The sequence below is a fragment of the Sphingomonas sp. genome (assembly GCF_035714405.1).
Taxonomy (GTDB): Bacteria; Pseudomonadota; Alphaproteobacteria; order Sphingomonadales; family Sphingomonadaceae; genus Sphingomonas.
In genome coordinates, this window is record NZ_DASTMA010000014.1 from 107,647 (window position 1) to 125,964 (window position 18,318).

At 67.0% G+C, this 18,318-nt stretch carries 17 protein-coding genes and 1 CRISPR repeat array; of the genes, 9 read left to right on the top strand and 8 right to left on the bottom strand.

The features are described from left to right. Window positions 1–164 precede the first annotated feature (164 nt). Both VFQ64_RS05410 and VFQ64_RS05415 read left to right on the top strand, forming a co-directional pair. Window positions 165–374: a cold-shock protein gene (locus VFQ64_RS05410; RefSeq protein ID WP_325102274.1), complete on the top strand. Its 210-nt coding sequence runs from the start codon at window positions 165–167 to the stop codon at window positions 372–374. Between the two features lie 60 nt (window positions 375–434). After that, window positions 435–641: a hypothetical protein gene (locus VFQ64_RS05415; protein ID WP_325102275.1), complete on the top strand. Its 207-nt coding sequence runs from the start codon at window positions 435–437 to the stop codon at window positions 639–641. A 632-nt stretch (window positions 642–1,273) separates the two neighbouring features. Next, window positions 1,274–1,837: a CRISPR direct-repeat array (repeat unit 37 nt; unit sequence GTTGTCGTTGGACCGCGATCTCTGAGCGGCTATGACC). Window positions 1,838–1,909: 72 nt separating this feature from the next. Here VFQ64_RS05415 and cas2 read toward each other — a convergent pair. The 4 genes from cas2 to cas9 (VFQ64_RS15550) form a co-directional block, all read right to left on the bottom strand. After that, window positions 1,910–2,248: a CRISPR-associated endonuclease Cas2 gene (gene cas2 / locus VFQ64_RS05420; protein WP_325102276.1), complete on the bottom strand. Its 339-nt coding sequence runs from the start codon at window positions 2,246–2,248 to the stop codon at window positions 1,910–1,912. Further along, window positions 2,245–3,180 (bottom strand): type II CRISPR-associated endonuclease Cas1, encoded by a 936-nt coding sequence (cas1, locus tag VFQ64_RS05425; protein ID WP_325102277.1) that lies wholly within the window; start codon window positions 3,178–3,180, stop codon window positions 2,245–2,247. The genes cas2 and cas1 overlap by 4 nt, the downstream gene beginning before the upstream one ends. A gap of 90 nt (window positions 3,181–3,270) precedes the next feature. After that, window positions 3,271–5,943, bottom strand: coding sequence for a type II CRISPR RNA-guided endonuclease Cas9 (gene cas9, locus VFQ64_RS05430; protein ID WP_325102278.1), 2,673 nt, complete (start codon window positions 5,941–5,943; stop codon window positions 3,271–3,273). Next, on the bottom strand, window positions 5,850–6,839 hold the full coding sequence (gene cas9 / locus VFQ64_RS15550) for a type II CRISPR RNA-guided endonuclease Cas9 (protein WP_331683557.1): 990 nt from the start codon (window positions 6,837–6,839) through the stop codon (window positions 5,850–5,852). The genes cas9 (VFQ64_RS05430) and cas9 (VFQ64_RS15550) overlap by 94 nt, the downstream gene beginning before the upstream one ends. Between cas9 (VFQ64_RS15550) and VFQ64_RS05440 the strand changes: the two genes are divergently transcribed. The 7 genes from VFQ64_RS05440 to VFQ64_RS05470 all read left to right on the top strand — a co-directional run bounded on the left by VFQ64_RS05440 (window position 6,789) and on the right by VFQ64_RS05470 (window position 14,489). Next, window positions 6,789–8,075 (top strand): dicarboxylate/amino acid:cation symporter, encoded by a 1,287-nt coding sequence (locus VFQ64_RS05440; RefSeq protein ID WP_414712866.1) that lies wholly within the window; start codon window positions 6,789–6,791, stop codon window positions 8,073–8,075. The genes cas9 (VFQ64_RS15550) and VFQ64_RS05440 overlap by 51 nt on opposite strands. 36 nt (window positions 8,076–8,111) lie before the next feature. Next, window positions 8,112–9,638: an acyl-CoA carboxylase subunit beta gene (locus VFQ64_RS05445; RefSeq protein WP_325102280.1), complete on the top strand. Its 1,527-nt coding sequence runs from the start codon at window positions 8,112–8,114 to the stop codon at window positions 9,636–9,638. Between the two features lie 67 nt (window positions 9,639–9,705). After that, window positions 9,706–10,017, top strand: a complete 312-nt coding sequence (locus VFQ64_RS05450) for a hypothetical protein (protein ID WP_325102281.1) — start codon at window positions 9,706–9,708, stop codon at window positions 10,015–10,017. Continuing rightward, the gene (mce, locus tag VFQ64_RS05455; RefSeq protein WP_325102282.1) at window positions 10,014–10,457 is read left to right on the top strand and encodes a methylmalonyl-CoA epimerase; all 444 of its coding nucleotides are present in this window, start codon (window positions 10,014–10,016) and stop codon (window positions 10,455–10,457) included. Before VFQ64_RS05450 ends, mce begins: the two co-directional genes overlap by 4 nt. A 17-nt stretch (window positions 10,458–10,474) precedes the next feature. Next, the gene (locus VFQ64_RS05460; protein ID WP_325102283.1) at window positions 10,475–11,260 is read left to right on the top strand and encodes an enoyl-CoA hydratase-related protein; all 786 of its coding nucleotides are present in this window, start codon (window positions 10,475–10,477) and stop codon (window positions 11,258–11,260) included. After that, window positions 11,260–13,494, top strand: coding sequence for a methylmalonyl-CoA mutase (gene scpA, locus VFQ64_RS05465; protein ID WP_325102284.1), 2,235 nt, complete (start codon window positions 11,260–11,262; stop codon window positions 13,492–13,494). Before VFQ64_RS05460 ends, scpA begins: the two co-directional genes overlap by 1 nt. Beyond that, window positions 13,494–14,489, top strand: a complete 996-nt coding sequence (locus VFQ64_RS05470; protein ID WP_414712868.1) for a peptidylprolyl isomerase — start codon at window positions 13,494–13,496, stop codon at window positions 14,487–14,489. The genes scpA and VFQ64_RS05470 overlap by 1 nt, the downstream gene beginning before the upstream one ends. A 249-nt stretch (window positions 14,490–14,738) precedes the next feature. Here VFQ64_RS05470 and VFQ64_RS05475 read toward each other — a convergent pair whose 3' ends face one another. The 4 genes from VFQ64_RS05475 to VFQ64_RS05490 are packed head-to-tail and all read right to left on the bottom strand — an operon-like array spanning window position 14,739 to window position 18,288. After that, a complete protein-coding gene (locus VFQ64_RS05475; RefSeq protein ID WP_325102286.1) occupies window positions 14,739–15,329 on the bottom strand; it encodes an ABC-type transport auxiliary lipoprotein family protein in 591 nt (196 codons plus the stop codon). 2 nt (window positions 15,330–15,331) lie between these two features. After that, window positions 15,332–16,294 (bottom strand): MlaD family protein, encoded by a 963-nt coding sequence (locus VFQ64_RS05480; protein ID WP_325102287.1) that lies wholly within the window; start codon window positions 16,292–16,294, stop codon window positions 15,332–15,334. Then, a complete protein-coding gene (locus VFQ64_RS05485; protein WP_325102288.1) occupies window positions 16,295–17,182 on the bottom strand; it encodes an ABC transporter ATP-binding protein in 888 nt (295 codons plus the stop codon). Beyond that, window positions 17,182–18,288, bottom strand: a complete 1,107-nt coding sequence (locus VFQ64_RS05490; protein ID WP_325102289.1) for an ABC transporter permease — start codon at window positions 18,286–18,288, stop codon at window positions 17,182–17,184. Before VFQ64_RS05490 ends, VFQ64_RS05485 begins: the two co-directional genes overlap by 1 nt. Window positions 18,289–18,318: the final 30 nt, after the last annotated feature.

Below are 18,318 nucleotides of genomic sequence, written 5' to 3' on the forward strand. Positions count from 1 at the left end.
CCGAAATCGGGTGCGCGCTTGTGTTGAGCGCCGATCGGCTTACATAAGGGCCTGCTACCAGTCGCATATCGACAGTCTTCGGTGCTTTGCGGCTCCTACTTCGGTCCTTCCCTGCTTCCTAGCGGCGGCCCTGCTGTTCAGGGCGCGCGAACGAAGGAACGAACATGATTACCGGCACCGTCAAATTTTTCGACTCGACCAAGGGCTTCGGCTTCATCACCCCCGATGACGGCGGCAAGGACGCCTTTGTCCACATCAGCGCCGTCGAGCGCGCGGGCATGATCTCGCTCAAGGACAATCAGCGCGTCAGCTACGATCTGGAAGAGGATCGTCGCGGCAAGATGGCCGCGGTCAACCTGCAGGCCGCCGAATAGGCGCCGAACCGGGCGCCCTCCACCCGGAGGGCGCCCTTTTTCGTGAAAGAGGAGCGCACCTTGAGCGACAATGCACTGTTCTATCGCAAGCAGGCCGATACCGAGCGTGCCAATGCGGACGCGGCGGTGCTCGCCAATGTCCGCGAGCGCTGCGAACGGGCCGCCTCCTCCTGGGAAGCGATGGCGTCGCGCGCCGAACGCACCGACACGCTGCGCCGTCAGCGCGAAGCATCGGCCCGGCCGACGGTGGATGTCGTCCTCGATTAGCATTGCGCGCGCACGATGTCGTTGTGCGGGATCGTCCTTCGGTCCTGATCGGTCGCTCCTAGCTTCGCTGCTGCCGGGTTCAGTCACGGCTCGAGTGAGCATCGATTGCGCCCGCGTGTGAACGCCTAGGCGCTTATCTACCCCGCTGTTCTCGGCCCCGAACGCCTTACAACCGAGATTTTCCGGCGAGATTTTCCGGGTGCGCGTCGTGCTGCCACGTCCCATCGCGAAGGAAAAGCCGCGCGCGCGTGTTCACCTCGCAACCCCCGTGATCCTGGTTCGGACCATCCTCCAGTCGCCACTATCCCGTACCGGATGGACGCTTCGGTGCGGATCAAAGCCTGCCCCAAAGAACGAATTGACCGCCGCACGGCCGCAGTGTCGCCTGCGCGCAGAGCGCTAGCCACCCCCCATTTGTCGCTCGGTCACTCTTCCCGCCCTATGCAGATCGGGCGGATGGCACGGCAAGATTGCAAGGTTGTACGGATCACGCCCGCGAACATGCGACGACGCTGACGAACATTGCAATCTTGCAATGTTCGCGGCAGGCGGTTGCGAAATGATGAGGCCGACGGGGGTGTAGATCTCTGAGCGGCTATGACGCCCGCGACGCGCTACCAAATGAGTGGATGGTTGTCGTTGGACCGCGATCTCTGAGCGGCTATGACCGCGCGACCCCGCGGCGGACCGCTCCCCCGTTGTCGTTGGACCGCGATCTCTGAGCGGCTATGACCACGACGGCAGACGCGGAAATGACCAGCCAGTTGTCGTTGGACCGCGATCTCTGAGCGGCTATGACCGGTGTCGTCGTTTGCCAGCGTGCCCAGGAGTTGTCGTTGGACCGCGATCTCTGAGCGGCTATGACATGCCCGCAAGCGTGCAGGCTTGAGCCAAGGTTGTCGTTGGACCGCGATCTCTGAGCGGCTATGACAACAGCGCCTCGTACCGGCCCACGCCTTCGGTTGTCGTTGGACCGCGATCTCTGAGCGGCTATGACCCGACAAGAAGATGGGTGCGGTTGGCATCAGTTGTCGTTGGACCGCGATCTCTGAGCGGCTATGACCTTTGCCAATGGTGGCTCGTTTCGTGTTGGGTTGTCGTTGGACCGCGATCTCTGAGCGGCTATGACCGATGGTGACGAGGCTGGACGGCGACACGTGTTGTCGTTGGACCGCGATCTCTGAGCGGCTATGACGGTTGGGCCGCTATGTTGCTGAAACTACAGCGCATAGCGGCCCCTCCGCTCTTCCGAAACATGCCCCGAACCATCAGAACAGCGCCAGCTGATCGGGATTCTTCCGCGGCCGCCGCTTCCTTTGACCCGCAAATCGGACGATGTTCTCGTACTGGCGGTCGGTGAAACTCAGGATGTGGATGTCCCCCTTGTCCGGCAGGTGCGCCTCGATTCGCCTGAGATACGCCTCATACTGCTCCTTGCCGTTGCAGAACCGCGCGTAGATCGAAAACTGACTCTTCTCGAATCCCTCGTCCAACAGGAACTCGCGGAACTTGGTCGCCGCGCGCGACTCGGTCTTGGTGCCGACCGGCAGATCGAACATGACGAAGATCCACATCAGCCGATAGCCGGAAAGCTGCGTCGCACTCACGCGGTTCCGGCCGGCGCCAGCCCATCGAGCCTTGCCAGCTCGAGCGCCGAAGGTGGCGACGGTAGCACCAGGTCGCCCGCGTTTCCGCTCTGGAAGGCGCGCGCCAGCGTCGCCGCCGCGCGCTCGGCCGCGAGCCATACGGTGGTGACGCCGTCGCCGCCGGGCAGGTCGAGCGCGATCAGCCCAGCATAGGCGCGCTTGGCCTCCGGCGTGACCTCCTTGTGTCCCGCCGCGCGCAGCCGCAGCGTCAGCGTGTCGACCAGCGGGCGGAACGGCTCGATCAGGTCGTCGGCGAGCGCCAGCGGATTGCCGCGATTGGCATGGTGGATGCCGACCGACGGGTGCAGCCCCGCCGCCGCCACCGCGCGCGCACACGTCGCGCGCATGACGGCATAGCCATAGTTGAGCATCGCATTGGCACCGCCCGCGTCGCGATCGCGGCGAAAGCCCGTGCCCATCAGTTCGGACCAATAGCGCCGTGCCGCCTGCGCCTCGAGATTGTCGGGATCGCCCGAGCGCACCCGGCGGGCGAGGAACAGCAGCGGTTCAGGCCGCCCGCCTGCCGCCTCCAGCGCGGCCGCCTGCCAGCGGATCTTGGCGATCACCACCTGGCGCCACAACTGCTTGGCGAGCGGCCGCCCCGCCTCCCATTGCGCGCGCATGCGGCCGTTCTGCGCATGGTGGCCGGCGATCGGCAGGCAGACGGCGACCGGCGAATGGTTGGCGCCGCAGAGCAACAGCACCGCGCCGCGCTCCGCCAGCGCGACCGCGAGGTTGGTCGTCCAGGTGACTCCGTGGGCATGAACAATCACCGCCGCGACATCGGCGAGCGGCACACGGCCGACCTCCTCGCGCCCTTCGCTGACGATCAGGAAGCCGCGATGCGCCGACAGGTGCCGGCCGTCGGTGGCGATGTCGACGATCCGTTCCAAGCAAGCCCTCCTGGCGCTCAGGCTAGGGGAGGGGCGGCGCTAAGTCAGGGCCGTCGCCGGTCGAGATTGCTCCCCATCGGATACATCGCTTCAGGCGGCCGGCCTGGGTCGGGTGCGGCGCACACGCGTGCGGGCGCCGAAGCCAGGATCGCGGACGCGGCCGATCTCGTCGACCTCGGCCTTGCGCGCGCGCCAACTCTTCAGCGTGTTAGGCGACGGATAAATGTATTTGAACGGATCGCCCTTGTCGGCGTCGCGCGCCTTGAGTGCGCCCGCCTCGTGCGGGGGTGCGACGGCAAACTGATTGTCCGAGAACTTGACCACACGCACCAGCTCGCGCTCCCCGCCCCGCTCGATGGCTAGGATGTCGTCGCGGAACAGGCGCATGAGGCGCTTTGCGGCCGGGTGAGGCCTTTCCCCGGCGTCAGGCTGGTGCGCATCGAACATCGACACGACCTGCGAGCGCCACTTGCCGTCCGGCATCTCCCAGATGTCGTAGCGGTAATTGGAATCGCCCTTGTAGCCCTTGTAGGCGCGACCGTCGCGGTCGCGGATCGGGATGACGCTGAGCGGCTCGGTGACGCGCACACGCCGGACACCCCGAAACTGGAGCGGTCCGAGCCTGTGAAAGCTCGCCAGCGCCTGCTCGAATGCCTTGCCGTCGAGCCCTTTCACGTGCGTCGCCAGCGCGGCCCGCAGGTCCGGGTCACGTACGCATCCGATATCGGCGGGCTTGAGGCTGCCGAGCGGCTTGCGGCGCACCACGATGGTGTTGCCCTTGGCGTCGGTGAGGCCGGTGAAGCCGTAAGCCGTGTCGTTGTGCAGGCGCCCGGCGGTCGATCCGGTGCCGTGGCCCGCCGTGCCGTGATCCGCCCGATGGCTGACGACGATGCTGCGGACCTGCTCGCGCACCTCCTCGCGAAAGCCGTCCCACGGCTCGGGCACATGGATGCGGTTGAGACCGTCCTCGCCTTCGGTTCCCGAGGTTCGGGCGATCTCCTGAAGCAGGGATCGGTCGACGACGGCGATAACGACCGCATCGATGACATGATGTCGGTGATCCAGCCGGTTTTTATCGCGATCGCTGCCGGTCAGATTATCGTTTTCGAGTATGCCGCGATCGAGCCCGAGCTTGCGTCTGACCATCGCCGTCATTCTGCCGGGCGAGACCCAGACGTTGCTGCTGCCCTCGCCCTTGTCCGGGTAGAGCGACGCCATGTACTCGCGCGCCAGCCGGGCGAGATACTGGGTGTCGACGAGCTGGCGCGCGAGGAAGCCGCCGTCCTCCTGCTGCTTGGCCATCGCGTCGGGCTCGAACCGCCACCGCTTGTTGCGCGGCAGCTGGGCGGCGCGGCCGGCGATCTCGTCCCAATCTTCGGTGTGGCCATAGGCTTCGAACGGGGACCGCTTGCGCTTGAAGCGGTTCGCCTCGCGGGTGCAGACGATCTTGTTGCCGTTGCTGTCGTCCAGCGTCGCGGTGAAGGGCAGGATATGATCAACCTCCGCTTCACCGTTGAACAGCATGTCGATGCCGATCTGCTTGCCCGTATAGACGCAGCGGCGGTCGAGGCAGTTGCCTGGGTTGAGTTCTTCCCAAAGCTTCAGCAGCGCCCTGTTCGCACCTGTATCGTCGGCAATCTTGCGCCCAATCTGGTTTCCCTCAGCGTCTAACCCGAGCAGCTTTCGTGATCGCTTCTCCGCCGCCACCCTGTTCTCGTTGTTCTCGCGATTGCGCTTCTTCTTCTCCTCGTCGGTCAGCTTCAACTCGCGCGCGAGCTCGATGGCGATCTCCTTGGGCGGGCCATAGCGTGCGATCAGCGTGTTGACGGTGCGGCGTAACTGGTTGAGGCCGATATGCACGGTCGGATTGGTCAGCCGGCCGACTCGCTTGATCAGGTCCGTTTCGGAGGCATCTCCGCTGCCGGGCATGATGTGCCGGTCCAGCACCTCGCCATAATAGGGCAGCTCGTCGAGGACCTCGCCGGTGCGAAAGTCGCTGTGGTGCAGCCCTAGCCGCTCCAGGGCCTCGCTATAGACGATCACCCGCCCATCGACGTCCCGCTCGTTGAGCAGCGCGTCGCTCAGCCCACGCGTGACGGTGTCACCGAACCGGCCATACCCCTGCGGCAGTCGTGCGTTCGTTACGGCAATCGCCTGTTGCTGCGTCAGCTTGTGTTTCACGGCGACCCAGTCACGGAAGGCCGCGACCTCCGCATCGGTCTGCACGGTTTCCAGCTCGTTGATCAGTTCCCATTGCTCTTCGGACGTAAGATGAACCCAAAGACCATTGAACCGTGTCTTGTCGTTCATCACGACGGCGACCACATCGCCCAGAATACCGTCGCGGTTTTCGCTTTCTTTGTTGAAGCGAGCCTCAGGGTCAAGCTTCAGCGCCTTGCGCATGTTAGCGAAGCTGATCTTCGCTTTGGCATCGGGCTTAATTCGCAATATGTTGTCGCGCTGCTCGGGCGTCAGCCGCTCCGCTACCTGGCCCGCGCGCACGATCTTGAGCGCGTTGACCTCCTCCAGCAACCGGCGGCGCTGGAACAGCGGGTGGGCCTTGGCGAGTCGCTGTTCGCCGCTGCCGAAGGTGCAGGTGCCGATCTGCGGCTGCTTCAGCGGCCGTTGGTGGAACACGATCTCGTACAGCCGTGCGCGGACCTCGGGTGTCAGCACGTCGGGATGGTGGCCGACCTGCTCGTCCATGATCGCGTCGAACTCATCCTCGAGCAGATCGCGGCCTGGGTAGAAGTCATAGCCCATCCCTTGGCATCTTCCTCCTGCTCGGGGCGTAGCCGGGTGCGGACGGACAGGCCGTCCGGGTGGTCGGGCGTCGGCTGCCGCCGGATGTGCAGCCACTCGCCAAAGGTGCGCGCGTCGGCCTCGGCCATCTGCTCGCGCAGCCGGCCCACGCCGACCTTGATCTTGCCGCTGTCGTCGTCGGGCTTGTCGGTCTTGCGGTTCGACTTGAACCCGCGCCGCTGGTTCAGGTGCCAGATCGCGCGGCCGAGATGCGGCAGGGGCAGCGCCTCGTCGAGCGCGCGCGCGCGCAGCGCGAACGGGTCGAGCAGCTCCAGCTTCTTCCGCTCCGCCGGGTCGGCGGGGAACAGCCCGTCGGCGACCAGATATTTCATTAGTGATCGCTGGCGTTGCTGCAGGCGGTCACGCCGCCGCCGCATCGCGCGCGCATCGCGCCGTGCAACGGCCAGAGACTCTCCAGACTTTGAGTCGCGCCCGGCGCCGCTGGCTCCCCCGCCAAAAATACGCGACCCGGCGGCGAGGATGCCAGTTGGCTCCCATCGATCATCGCGAGGTATGAGGCTCAGCGCTGCCCAGCCCAGCGAGTTCGTCCCAAGATCGATCCCCAAACGCCAGTCCGTCATGCGCGCTCCCCTGTGTCCAGCATCGCCGATTCGCCGCGGTGTTGAACCACCCGAAACATCCACATCGGTGGGCAGCTTGCCAGCCAATTTCTTGTGCCTTGACGCGCCGTGCCGGATTGCTAATCTACCGGCCTCAGAGATCGCGGTCTGGCGGTTAACAAGTGTCAGTACGCACCAGATAAGGGCAGCGCCACGGCGCTGCCCTTTTTGCTTGGGAGTGCGCGCGTGATCCCGGACGCCCAATCCGCCGCCCAACCGCCGCTGCACCGCCCCCATTGGGCCTCCCACCTCTACCTCCAGGTTCTCGTCGCCATCGCGCTCGGCATCCTAGTCGGCGCGCTCGCGCCCACCACCGGCGAGGCGCTGAAGCCGCTTGGCGATGCGTTCATCAAGCTCGTGAAGATGGTGATCGCGCCCGTGATCTTCCTGACGCTGGCGACCGGCATCGCGGGCATCGCGGAGCTCGGCCGGCTCGGGCGCGTCGCGGCCAAGGCCTTCGCCTATTTCTTCACCTTCTCGACGCTGGCGCTGATCGTCGGGCTGGTGGTCGGCGAGCTGGTGCAACCGGGCGCGGGGATGGGGGTGGATCCGGCCTCGCTCGATGCCGGCGCGGTCAATACTTATGTCGCGCAGGCGCACGATGCGAGCATCACCGGCTTCCTGCTCGCGATCATCCCCGACACGATGGTCGGCGCCTTCACCGGCACCAGCGTCCTCCCCGTGCTGCTGCTCGCCATCCTGTTCGGCGTCGCGCTCAGCCTTGTCGGCGAACCCGCCCAGCCGGTCGTCGAGCTGCTCGAGCGGCTCAGCCTGATCGTGTTCCGGCTCGTCGCGATCGTCATGCGCGCCGCCCCGATCGGCGCCTTCGGCGCGATCGCGTTTACCGTCGGCAAATACGGGCTGGCCAGCCTCGCCAACCTGGCCTCGCTGGTCGCGACCTTCTACATCACCGCCGCGCTGTTCGTGTTCGTCGTCCTCGGGCTCGTCGCGCGGGCGGCCGGTTTTTCGCTGTGGAAGCTGCTGCGTTATCTCAGGACCGAGCTGCTGCTGGTGCTCGGCACCTCGTCCTCCGAAGCCGCGCTACCGGCGCTGATCGGCAAGCTCGAGCATGCCGGTTGCGCCAAGTCGGTGGTCGGTCTGGTGGTGCCGACCGGCTATTCCTTCAACCTCGACGGCACCAACATCTACATGACGCTGGCGGTGCTGTTCATCGCCCAGGCGACGGGTATCGAGCTGAGCTGGGGGCAGGAGCTGACGCTGCTCGGTGTCGCCATGCTATCGTCGAAGGGCGCGGCAGGCGTGACGGGCGCGGGCTTCATCACGCTGGCCGCGACGCTGTCGATTCTGCCGACGGTGCCGGTCGCAGGGATCGCGCTGATCCTGGGCGTCGACCGGTTCATGAGCGAATGCCGGAGCATCACCAACTTCATCGGCAACGCCGTCGCGACAATCGTGGTGGCGCGCTGGGAGGGGGCGCTCGACCGTGAGCGGTTGCGCGCAGTGCTGGGTTAGGTTGCAATCGGATAGCGGTTGGCGAATGACGCAGCGATGAGCTCGACCCTCACCGAACTGGACCGCCGCCGTGCCGCCGCCCGCCTGGGCGGGGGTCAGAAGCGGATCGATGCGCAACACGCCAAGGGCAAGCTCACGGCACGAGAGCGGCTGGACGTGCTGCTCGACGGAGGCTCTTTCGAGGAGCTCGACATGTTCGTCGAGCACAACGCCACCGACTTCGGCATGGCGGAACAGGTCGTGCCCGGCGACGGCGTCGTCACCGGCTCAGGCACGATCAACGGCCGGCTGGTGTTCGTGTTCAGCCAGGACTTCACGGTGTTCGGCGGCAGCCTCTCCGAACGCCACGCCCAGAAGATCTGCAAGATCATGGACATGGCGCTGAAGGTCGGTGCCCCCGTGATTGGCCTCAACGACTCCGGCGGCGCACGCATCCAGGAGGGCGTGGCGTCGCTGGGCGGCTATGCCGAGGTGTTCCAGCGCAACGTGCTGGCGTCCGGCGTGGTGCCGCAGATTTCCCTCATAATGGGCCCGTGCGCGGGCGGGGCGGTCTATTCGCCGGCGATGACCGACTTCATCTTCATGGTGAAGGACTCGAGCTACATGTTCGTCACCGGCCCCGACGTGGTCAAGACGGTGACCAACGAGGTGGTGACGCAGGAACAGCTCGGCGGCGCGGTGACGCACACCACCAAGACCAGCGTCGCCGATGTCGCGTTCGAGAACGACGTCGAGGCGCTGCTCGCCGCGCGCGACTTCATCGACTTCCTGCCGCTGTCGAACCGGGAGGGCGTGCCCGAGCGCCCGACCGCCGATCCTTGGGACCGGATCGAGGACAGTCTCGACACGCTGATCCCCGCGTCGGCCAATCAGCCCTATGATATGCACGAGCTGATCGCGAAGGTGGTGGACGAGGGCGACTTCTTCGAGATCCAGCCGACCCACGCCGCCAACATCCTCACCGGCTTCGGCCGCATCGAGGGCCGCACGGTCGGCATCGTCGCGAACCAGCCCTTCGTGCTCGCGGGCGTGCTCGACATCAACTCGTCCAAGAAGGCGGCGCGCTTCGTGCGCTTCTGCGACGCGTTCGAGATTCCGATCGTGACCTTCGTCGACGTCCCCGGCTTCCTGCCCGGCACCGCCCAGGAGCATAACGGCATCATCAAGCACGGCGCCAAGCTGCTCTTCGCCTATGCCGAGGCGACCGTGCCCAAGATCACCGTCATCACCCGAAAGGCCTATGGCGGCGCCTATGACGTGATGGCGTCCAAGCACCTGCGCGGCGACCTCAACTACGCTTGGCCCACCGCCGAGATCGCCGTGATGGGCGCGAAAGGCGCGGTCGAGATCATCTTCCGCGGGCGAACCACGGACGAGATCGCCGAGCGGACGGCGGAGTACGAGGCGCGGTTCGCCAATCCGTTCGTGGCGGCGAGCAAGGGGTTCATCGACGAGGTCATCCAGCCGCACTCGACGCGGCGGCGGATCGCGCTTGGCTTGCGAAAGCTACGGGGCAAGCAGCTGGAGAACCCGTGGAAGAAGCATGATAATATTCCGCTCTAGCAGGCTGATACTGCCCTGCCTGATCTTGCTTACTGGATGCAGGGAAGCGGCCAATAGCGCCGTACCCATGAACGATATCGCCCGAATTGTGTATGGATCAACACCGAGCTTCGAGAAAATCGTCCTGATGAATGAGGTGCTCTCCCGACCTGGCGACACGGATGCCGACTTGATCGATCGCTTTAAGATCGCCGGCTTCGGCGAAGAGAAAAGCGATCGGCCTGGATGCCGGAAGCTGCGATTTAGCTCTGAGTTTCGGCCTGGGAAATTACCGCACGTCGTTGCCTGGTTCTGCGGGAAGGACGGTCGATTCGTGGAAAACGGTAGCGCTCCGGTTGTCGCTCAGACATTTGCGCCGCTCACGGTCGCTGCGCGATGAACGCGGAGTCCGCACCAGCCACCATCCTCGGCCGCCTCAACCACATCGGCGTCGCGACGCCCTCGATCGTGCGCGCGATCGAAACTTATCGCACGCTGCTCGGCGCCACGGTGATCGGCGCGCCGTTCGACCTGCCTGCGCAGGGCGTGCGGGTGTGCTTCATCGATGCGCCCAACACGCAGATCGAGTTGATCGAACCCTATGACGACAGCTCGCCGATCGCCGGCTTTCTGCGCAAGAACCCCGCCGGCGGGCAGCATCATGTCTGTTTCGAGGTGCCCGATATCGCCGCCGCCATCGCCGAGCTCAAGGTCAACGGTGCGACCGTGCTGGGCGAGCCGCGCATCGGCGCGCACGGCACGCCGATCGTCTTCGTCCACCCGCGCGACATGGGCGGGGTGTTGGTGGAACTGATGGAGACGCCTAAGACCGGGCACTGAAAACAAGGGGAGGCCCCATGCCCGACTATCAGACCATCCTCGCCGAACGTCGCGGCGATGTGCTCCAGCTCACCCTCAACCGGCCCGACCGGCTCAACGCCGCCTCGCTAGAGATGGCCGACGAACTCAACGCCGCGCTCGACCGGATCGACGGGGCGCGGGCGGTGCTGATCACCGGCGCCGGCCGGGCCTTCTGCTCGGGCGCGGACCTGCAAGGGCGTGGCGAGCGGCAGGTGAGCGTCGGGCAGGGGAGCTACGCCGCGCTGACCCAGCACTACAACCCGCTGATGATGAAGCTCGCCGAGCTCGACGTGCCCGCGGTGGCGGCGGTCAACGGCCCGGCGGCGGGGATCGGGTGCTCGATCGCGCTGGCCTGTGATTTCGTGCTGGCAGGCGCGTCGGCCTATTTCCTGCAGGCGTTCGTCAATATCGGCCTGGTGCCCGACGGCGGGGCCTCGTGGATGCTGACCCGCTTGATCGGCAAGGCGCGCGCGACTGAGATGATGATGCTGGGCGAGAAGATCGGCGCGGCCAGGGCGGCGGAGTGGGGCCTGGTCCACAAGGCGGTGGGTGACGGGGAGCTGCTGGCGGAGGCGACAGCGCTGGCGGAGCGGCTGGCGGGTGGTCCGACCGTGGCGCTGGGCGTCATGCGGCGCAACATCGCCGAAGGCATGGACGGCACCTACGCCCAGGCGCTGCAACGCGAGGCGGCGGGGCAGCGTACTGCCGGCGGCACGGGCGACGCGATGGAGGGCGCCACGGCCTTCTTGCAGAAGCGAAAGCCGGCGTTCAGGGGAGCCTGATGCCAGCGCCTCAAGAACCGATCATCGAACAGAATGTAGGCGAGGACGCCGGCTCCACCCCGGCGCGCGCTGAGCCGGTGCCGCCTGCAAGCGAGCCGACGCTGGAGCATTGGCAGGCGCTCGCGGCCAAGGAGGTCAAGGGCGCGGACCTGACCTGGCGCACGCCCGAGGGGATCGCCGTCAAGCCGCTCTACACCGCCGAGGACGTGCGGCACGATCCCGGCCTGCCCGGTTTCGCCCCCTTCACCCGCGGCGTCCGCGCCTCGATGTATGCCGGCCGGCCGTGGACGATCCGCCAATATGCCGGCTTCTCCACGGCGGAGCAGAGCAACGCCTTCTACCGCCGCAACCTCGCCGCCGGGCAGAAGGGGCTGAGCGTCGCCTTCGACCTTGCCACCCATCGCGGTTACGACAGCGACCACCCCCGCGTCGTGGGTGACGTCGGCAAGGCGGGCGTCGCGATCGACAGCGTCGAGGACATGAAGATCCTGTTCGACGGCATCCCGCTCGATCAGATGTCGGTGTCCATGACCATGAACGGCGCGGTGATCCCGATCCTCGCCTTCTTCATCGTCGCCGGCGAGGAACAGGGCGTGCCGCGCGCCAAGCTCGACGGCACGATCCAGAACGATATCCTCAAGGAGTTCATGGTCCGCAACACCTACATCTACCCGCCGGCGCCAAGCATGCGGATCGTGTCGGACATCATCGCCTTCACCTCGGCCGAGATGCCGAAGTTCAACAGCATCTCGATCTCGGGCTATCACATGCAGGAAGCGGGTGCGACGCAGGTGCAGGAGCTGGCGTTCACGATCGCGGACGGCCGCGAATATGTGAAGGCGGCGATGGCGGCCGGGCTCGACATCGACAAGTTCGCCGGGCGCCTATCGTTCTTCTTCGCGATCGGCATGAACTTTTTCATGGAAGCGGCCAAGCTGCGCGCCGCGCGTCTGCTGTGGCACCGGGTGATGACGGAGCTGGGCGCCAAGGACGAGCGGTCGAAGATGCTGCGCACCCACTGCCAGACGTCGGGCGTGTCGCTGCAGGAGAGCGATCCGTACAACAACGTCATCCGCACCACGATCGAGGCGATGGCTGCGGCACTGGGCGGCACCCAGTCGCTCCACACCAATGCGCTCGACGAGGCGATCGCGCTGCCAACCGACTTCTCCGCGCGCATCGCCCGCAACACGCAGCTGGTGATCCAGGAGGAGACCGGCATCACCCGCGTCGTCGATCCGCTCGGCGGCAGCTATTATGTCGAGGCGCTGACCGCCGAACTCACCGACAAGGCCTGGGCGATCATCGAGCGCGCGGACGCGGAGGGCGGCATGGCGAACGCGGTTGCCGCCGGCTGGCCCAAGGCGATGATCGAGGAGGCCGCCGCCGCCAAGCAGGCGCGGGTCGACCGGGGCGAGGACGTGATCGTCGGCGTCAACAAGTACCGGCCGGCTGCTGACGACGCGCTGGAGATCCTGGACGTCGACAACCACGCGGTGCGCGAGGCGCAGGTGACGCGGCTGGCGCAGGTTCGCGCGGCCCGCGACGAGGCGGCGTGCCGGGCGGCGCTGGACGCCTTGCGCGAAGGTGCGCGCGGGGGCGGCAACCTCCTCGCGCTCGCCGTCGATGCCGCCCGCGCGCGTGCGACGCTGGGCGAGATCAGCCAGGCGCTGGAGGACGTGTTCGGCCGCTACGGCACGCAGCCGACGCCGGTCAGCGGCATCTATGGCGGCGCCTATGACGCAGACGCGCGATGGGAGCGGCTCACCGACGGTGTCGCCGCGACCGAGCGACGGCTGGGCCGCAAGCCGCGGATGCTGGTCGCCAAGATGGGGCAGGACGGCCATGATCGCGGCGCCAACCTGGTATCGTCCATGTTCGGCGACCTCGGCTTTGACATCGTCCCCGGCCCGCTGTTCCAGACGCCGTCGGAAGCCGCGACGCTAGCCATCGATAGCCAAGTCGACGTGGTCGGCGCGTCGTCGCTTGCGGCAGGGCATAAGACACTAATCCCCGAACTGATCGGCCACCTTCGCGACGCCGGCCGCGCCGACATCAAGGTCATCGCCGGCGGGGTCATCCCGGCGCAGGACTACCAGACACTGCGTGACGCCGGCGTGCAGGCGATCTTCGGCCCCGGCACCAACCTGATCGCCGCCGCCGAAGAGGTGCTGCGTCTGCTCGGCCACAACATGCCGCCCCCAGATGCCCAAGCACATGAGGCGGCGGAGTGATCCTGAGCGTCCTTGCCGGGGCACTGGCGCGCGTCGCCATGCCGCTCGCCGTGCAGGCTATGCCGGTGCCGCCCGCGCCGAGCGAGATCGTCGCCGCAGCGCCATCGGCGGAGTGGGTGGCGATCGCACCTGAAGACCTGTTGGTGATGGAGCTCGCGCCCACCACGACAGGTGCCCGGCGCCGCGTCCTCATCCAGCTGATCCCGGCGCCGTTCAGCCAAAGCTGGCTCGCCAATGTCCGTACCCTCGCGCGGGCGCGGTGGTGGGATGGGCTGAGCGTCAACCGGGTCCAGGACAATTACGTCGCGCAATGGGGCGACGCGGACGCCGAGGACAAGGCGAAGGCACGCGCCCTTCCGGCGGGTCTCACCCGGGTACCCGAACGCGAATACGCGGCGAGCGAACCGGTTGGCTTCAGTCGTCCCGGGCTTCCTCTGACCTACCAGGGGCGGGCCGGGGCCTCATCGCCGACGGTGTTCGACGGCCAGCTGGTGTTCCGGGATATCGAGCCGTGGAACTACGCGGCTTTCAAGAACGGCTGGGCGTTCGCAGGGTCCATGAACCCGCACCAGTCACAGGTCTGGCCGATCCACTGCTATGCGATGGTCGGGGTCGGGCGCGGGCTGTCGCCCGACACCGGCTCGGGCGCGGAGCTTTACGCCGTGATCGGCCATGCCCCGCGCCACCTGGACCGCAACATCGCGCTGGTCGGGCGGGTAGTCGACGGAATCGAGCATCTCTCCTCCCTGCCGCGCGGGACGGAGGCGCTGGGGTTCTACAAGACCCCGGCCGAGCGCACTGCGATCCGCTCCGTGAGGCTTGCGTCCGACCTGCCGGCGGCGTCCCGGCCGCGACTCCAGTATCTGTCGACCGAAAGCGCCAGCTTTGCCGCCTACGCGAACGCGCGGGCCAATCGGCGCGACCCGTTCTTCATCCGCCCGGCGGGTGGGACGGACATCTGCAACGTGCCAGTGCCGATCCGTCGCGCGCCCTGACGCTGCGAAAGGTCACACTAAGTTCACACTATGTGCGGTGATCCGCACCGGCACTCTGGGACCAACGAGCGACGATCCTAACGGCACATCTCCGCCGATGGCGCGGTTTATGAGCGGCGCCCGCTTGTAGGACAGAATAATATTGCAGGGCGTTTAGCTCGCCTTTTGCCGGGGTATAAGAAGGATACGAAGGCGCTATGCTTGAGCGGGCGATCTACGCGACTCCGCGCCTCCTCACGCCAACTTACCTTATTGCGCGGCCCATTGCGCGACCTGCGCCGCCACCTGGTTCGCCGCATCGTTGATCGCGGTGCCCGCCGTCGCCGCGTCGATTGCCGCGACCGGCACACGCGCCTCGAAGCGGCGCTTTTCCAGCGCTGTGCTGCCGCTCCGGGTCAAGGTGGCGTCGAAGGTGACCACAGCGCTGCGCTCGGTCGCGTCGAAGCCGAATGCGCGCAGTTCGCCACTGAGCTTGCCCGCCGGGCTGTCCACCGGCTGCACGCCAGAGATCACCACCGCGCCGCCCGCGGTCAGCGTGTCGGCGAGCAGTCGGGCGAACAGTCGGGCAGGGGGCTCTGCCCACAGCGCGTCGGGCACATAGGCGAGCGTCGTCGCCGTCGCCTGTACCGGCACCCGTTGCGTCGCCAGCGACGCCGGCGTGGTCGGCAGCTGGAGCAGGATCGCACGCGCCTGCGCGGAACTCTGCACCGGCCCGACCGCGATCGGCGTCGCGGCGGTCAGCGTCAGCAGCGAGGCTGGCGGCTTGGCACCAAAGCTGATGCAACCCGCCAGCGGTAGGAACGTAAGTGCCAGAGCGGCGCGGGGAAGGGTGCGGGTCATGGTCACTTGCCCTTATAATCCGGGAGCTTCTGCGAGCCGATCAGCGACGTGGCGCCGCCCTGCTCCACCCGTTGCGCCACCGCCGACAGCGCCGACGCGGTCTGGCGCAGGTCGTAGACGAGCTGGTTCGCCTCCGGGATGGTCTGGCGCGAGAAGGTCTGCAGCCCCGGCTTGGCCTCCGCGATCGTCTCGTTCAGCGTCTGTGCGCTCTGCCGCGCCGAGTCGATGGTGCGGTTGAGGTTGCGGATGGTCGGGCGGACGTCCTCGGCCAGCACACCGTTGGTGGTCGCCGCGAGCTCGCCGATCCGCTGACTGGCGTCGCCCGCTTGCTGAATCGCGACGCGCGTCTGCGCCAGCGTCGCCGCGATCTCCGGCCCGCGATCGGCGAGCGCGTCGGACAACCGGTTGGTGTTGGCGAGGATGCCCTGGATCGAGGTCTGGTTCTGATCGCCGAGCAATTTGGTCAGCCGATCGGTGAGGTTGGATACGTTCTCCAGCAGCCGCGGCGCGGACGCGAGCAGCGCGCCGATGCCGCCGGTTCTAGGTGGAATTTCGGGTACGCCAAAGCGGCAGCCCGGCCCCGGTTCGTCGCCGGGGCATACGATAGCCGCCGCGTTGCGCTGGGCGCCGTCGAGCTGGACGGTGCAGGTGCCGGTGAAGCTGCACGAGGCGGACGCGGTGGTGCCGCGCAGCACCGGCGTGTCCGGATCGACCGCGATGCGGACGCGGACCAGGCTGGGATCGGGCTTCCACAGCGCGATCTCCTTGACCGTGCCCGACGGCACGCCGGCGTAGGAGACCGCCGAACCCTTGGCGAGGCCCTCGACGGATTGGCCGAAGAAGATGTCGAACTCCTTCTCCGACTTGCCGCCGAGCCGCGCCAGCCAGACGGTGAACAGCGCCAGCACGGCGAGGAGGATCAGCACCACGGCGCCGACCAGGACGTGGTTGGAGCGGGTTTCCATCTAATGTGCCCTCATTGTCGCGGAGCTGACGCCCGCCTGCCGGTCCTGCTCGTCGCGGACCTCGGTCGGGTGCGCCGCCGCCTGCGCGCTCGCGCCCTTGTTGCCCTCGACGCTCGCCACCGCCGCGCGGCCGCGCGGACCCCGGAAATATTCCTGGATCCACGGGTGGTCGGTCGCCAGCAGCTCGTCGATCGTGCCGACCGCGATCACGCGCTTGTCCGCCAGCACCGCCACCCGATCACAGATCGCATATAGCGTGTCGAGATCGTGGGTGATCAGGAAGACGGTCAGCCCCAGCGTGTTCTGTAAGGAGGCGATGAGGTCGTCGAACGCCGCCGCACCGATCGGGTCGAGGCCCGCGGTTGGCTCGTCGAGGAACAGCAGCTCGGGGTCGAGCGCCAGCGCACGGGCGAGGCCGGCGCGCTTCTTCATGCCGCCCGACAGCTCGGCGGGAAATTTCGGCCCGGCGTCGGCGGGCAGGCCGGTCATCACCACCTTGTAGGAGGCGATCTCGTCGAGCAGCGACTGCTTTAGCTCCGGATAGAATTCACGCAGCGGTACTTCGACATTCTCGGCGACCGTCAGAGTGGAGAACAGCGCGCCGCCCTGGAACAGCACGCCCCAGCGCTTGCGGATGTCGACCGCCTCGGTCTCGTCGCGGCCGACCGTCTCCTCGCCGAACACGCTGATGTCGCCCGCCAGCGGCGTCTGCAATCCGATGATCGATCGCATCAGCACCGACTTGCCGGTGCCCGAGCCGCCGACGACGCCCAGGATCTCGCCGCGCCGGACCTCCAGATCGAGGCCCTCATGGACGACCTGCTCGCCGAACCCGTTCTTCAGGCCGCGCACCGAGATGATCGAGTCCTCGATTTTCCGGCGCGCCATCAGTTCCACCCCACCCAGGTGAAGAACACCGCGAAGAAGGCGTCGATGACGATCACCAGGAAGATCGCCTGCACGACCGCCGCGGTGGTGCGGCTGCCGACCTGTTCGGCGTCGGATTCGACCAGCATCCCCTGGAAGCAGCCCGCCACCGCGATGATCGCGCCGAACACCGGTGCCTTGATCAGGCCGATATACAGGTCGGTGATCGGCACCACCTCGCGGATGCGCTGGATGAAGGTGGCGGGCGGGATGCCCTGGTCGATCCAGACCAGCAGCCCGCCGCCGATCAGCGCGACGATGCAGGAATAGAAGCCGAGCAGCGGCATCATCAGGACCGCCGCCAGTGTGCGCGGTACCACCAGCGCTTCCATCGGCGACACGCCGATGGTGCGCATCGCGTCGATCTCCTCGGTCAACTTCATGGTGCCGAGCTGCGCCGCAAAGGCGCTGCCCGAGCGGCCCGCGACCATGATCGCGGTCATCAGCGGCCCCATCTCGCGAAAGGTGAGGCGGCCGACCAGGTTGATCGTGAACACCTCCGCGCCGAACTGCGCCAGCTGGACCGCGCCCTGCTGCGCGATGACCATGCCGATCAGGAAGCTCATCAGCCCGATGATGCCGAGCGCGGACACGCCGACGACCTCGAAACGCTGCACCGTCGCGTTGAAGCGGAAGCGGCTGGGGTGACGGATGACGTTGACAAAGGCGAGGGTGGTCGCGCCTAGAAAGGCGAGCAGCCCCAGCATCGTCCGGCCGGCGACCGCCGTCGCGTCGCCGATCTCGCCCAGCACGCGCAAGAAACCGCCCGCGCGCTTGACCGGCAGCGCGACCGGCTGTTCGGAGCCGACGACCTGGTCGAACAGCTGCTGGCTGTCCTCGTCCAGTCCCTCGACGGTGGCGCCGTTGCGCGCGGCGAAGCGGTGGACCAGCCACGCGCCGACCGTGTCGATCCGGTCGATCCCCGACAGGTCGATCCGCTTGACCCCGCCCTGGACAGCGTCGAGCCGGTCGGGCAGATCGCGCAGCCGCGCCAGCGACAGGTCGCCGCGGAAGCGCAACGTGCCGCCGTCGGCGCTGGTCTGCTCGAAATCGGCGGTGGCGGTCATGCCCGCCCCTCTTGGGCCATCCGGCCACGG

Bases quoted from the DNA above. Each gene is read 5' to 3' on its own strand.
- VFQ64_RS05490 (WP_325102289.1), bottom strand. From the start codon at position 18,288: ATGACCGCCACCGCCGATTTCGAGCAGACCAGCGCCGACGGCGGCACG.
- VFQ64_RS05450 (WP_325102281.1), top strand. From the start codon at position 9,706: ATGAACGATATCGCCCGAATTGTGTATGGATCAACACCGAGCTTCGAG.
- VFQ64_RS05475 (WP_325102286.1), bottom strand. From the start codon at position 15,329: ATGACCCGCACCCTTCCCCGCGCCGCTCTGGCACTTACGTTCCTACCG.
- VFQ64_RS05445 (WP_325102280.1), top strand. From the start codon at position 8,112: ATGAGCTCGACCCTCACCGAACTGGACCGCCGCCGTGCCGCCGCCCGC.
- cas9 (WP_325102278.1), bottom strand. From the start codon at position 5,943: ATGGGCTATGACTTCTACCCAGGCCGCGATCTGCTCGAGGATGAGTTC.
- scpA (WP_325102284.1), top strand. From the start codon at position 11,260: ATGCCAGCGCCTCAAGAACCGATCATCGAACAGAATGTAGGCGAGGAC.
- VFQ64_RS05410 (WP_325102274.1), top strand. From the start codon at position 165: ATGATTACCGGCACCGTCAAATTTTTCGACTCGACCAAGGGCTTCGGC.
- VFQ64_RS05485 (WP_325102288.1), bottom strand. From the start codon at position 17,182: ATGGCGCGCCGGAAAATCGAGGACTCGATCATCTCGGTGCGCGGCCTG.
- VFQ64_RS05480 (WP_325102287.1), bottom strand. From the start codon at position 16,294: ATGGAAACCCGCTCCAACCACGTCCTGGTCGGCGCCGTGGTGCTGATC.
- mce (WP_325102282.1), top strand. From the start codon at position 10,014: ATGAACGCGGAGTCCGCACCAGCCACCATCCTCGGCCGCCTCAACCAC.
- cas9 (WP_331683557.1), bottom strand. From the start codon at position 6,839: ATGGGGGCGGTGCAGCGGCGGTTGGGCGGCGGATTGGGCGTCCGGGAT.
- VFQ64_RS05460 (WP_325102283.1), top strand. From the start codon at position 10,475: ATGCCCGACTATCAGACCATCCTCGCCGAACGTCGCGGCGATGTGCTC.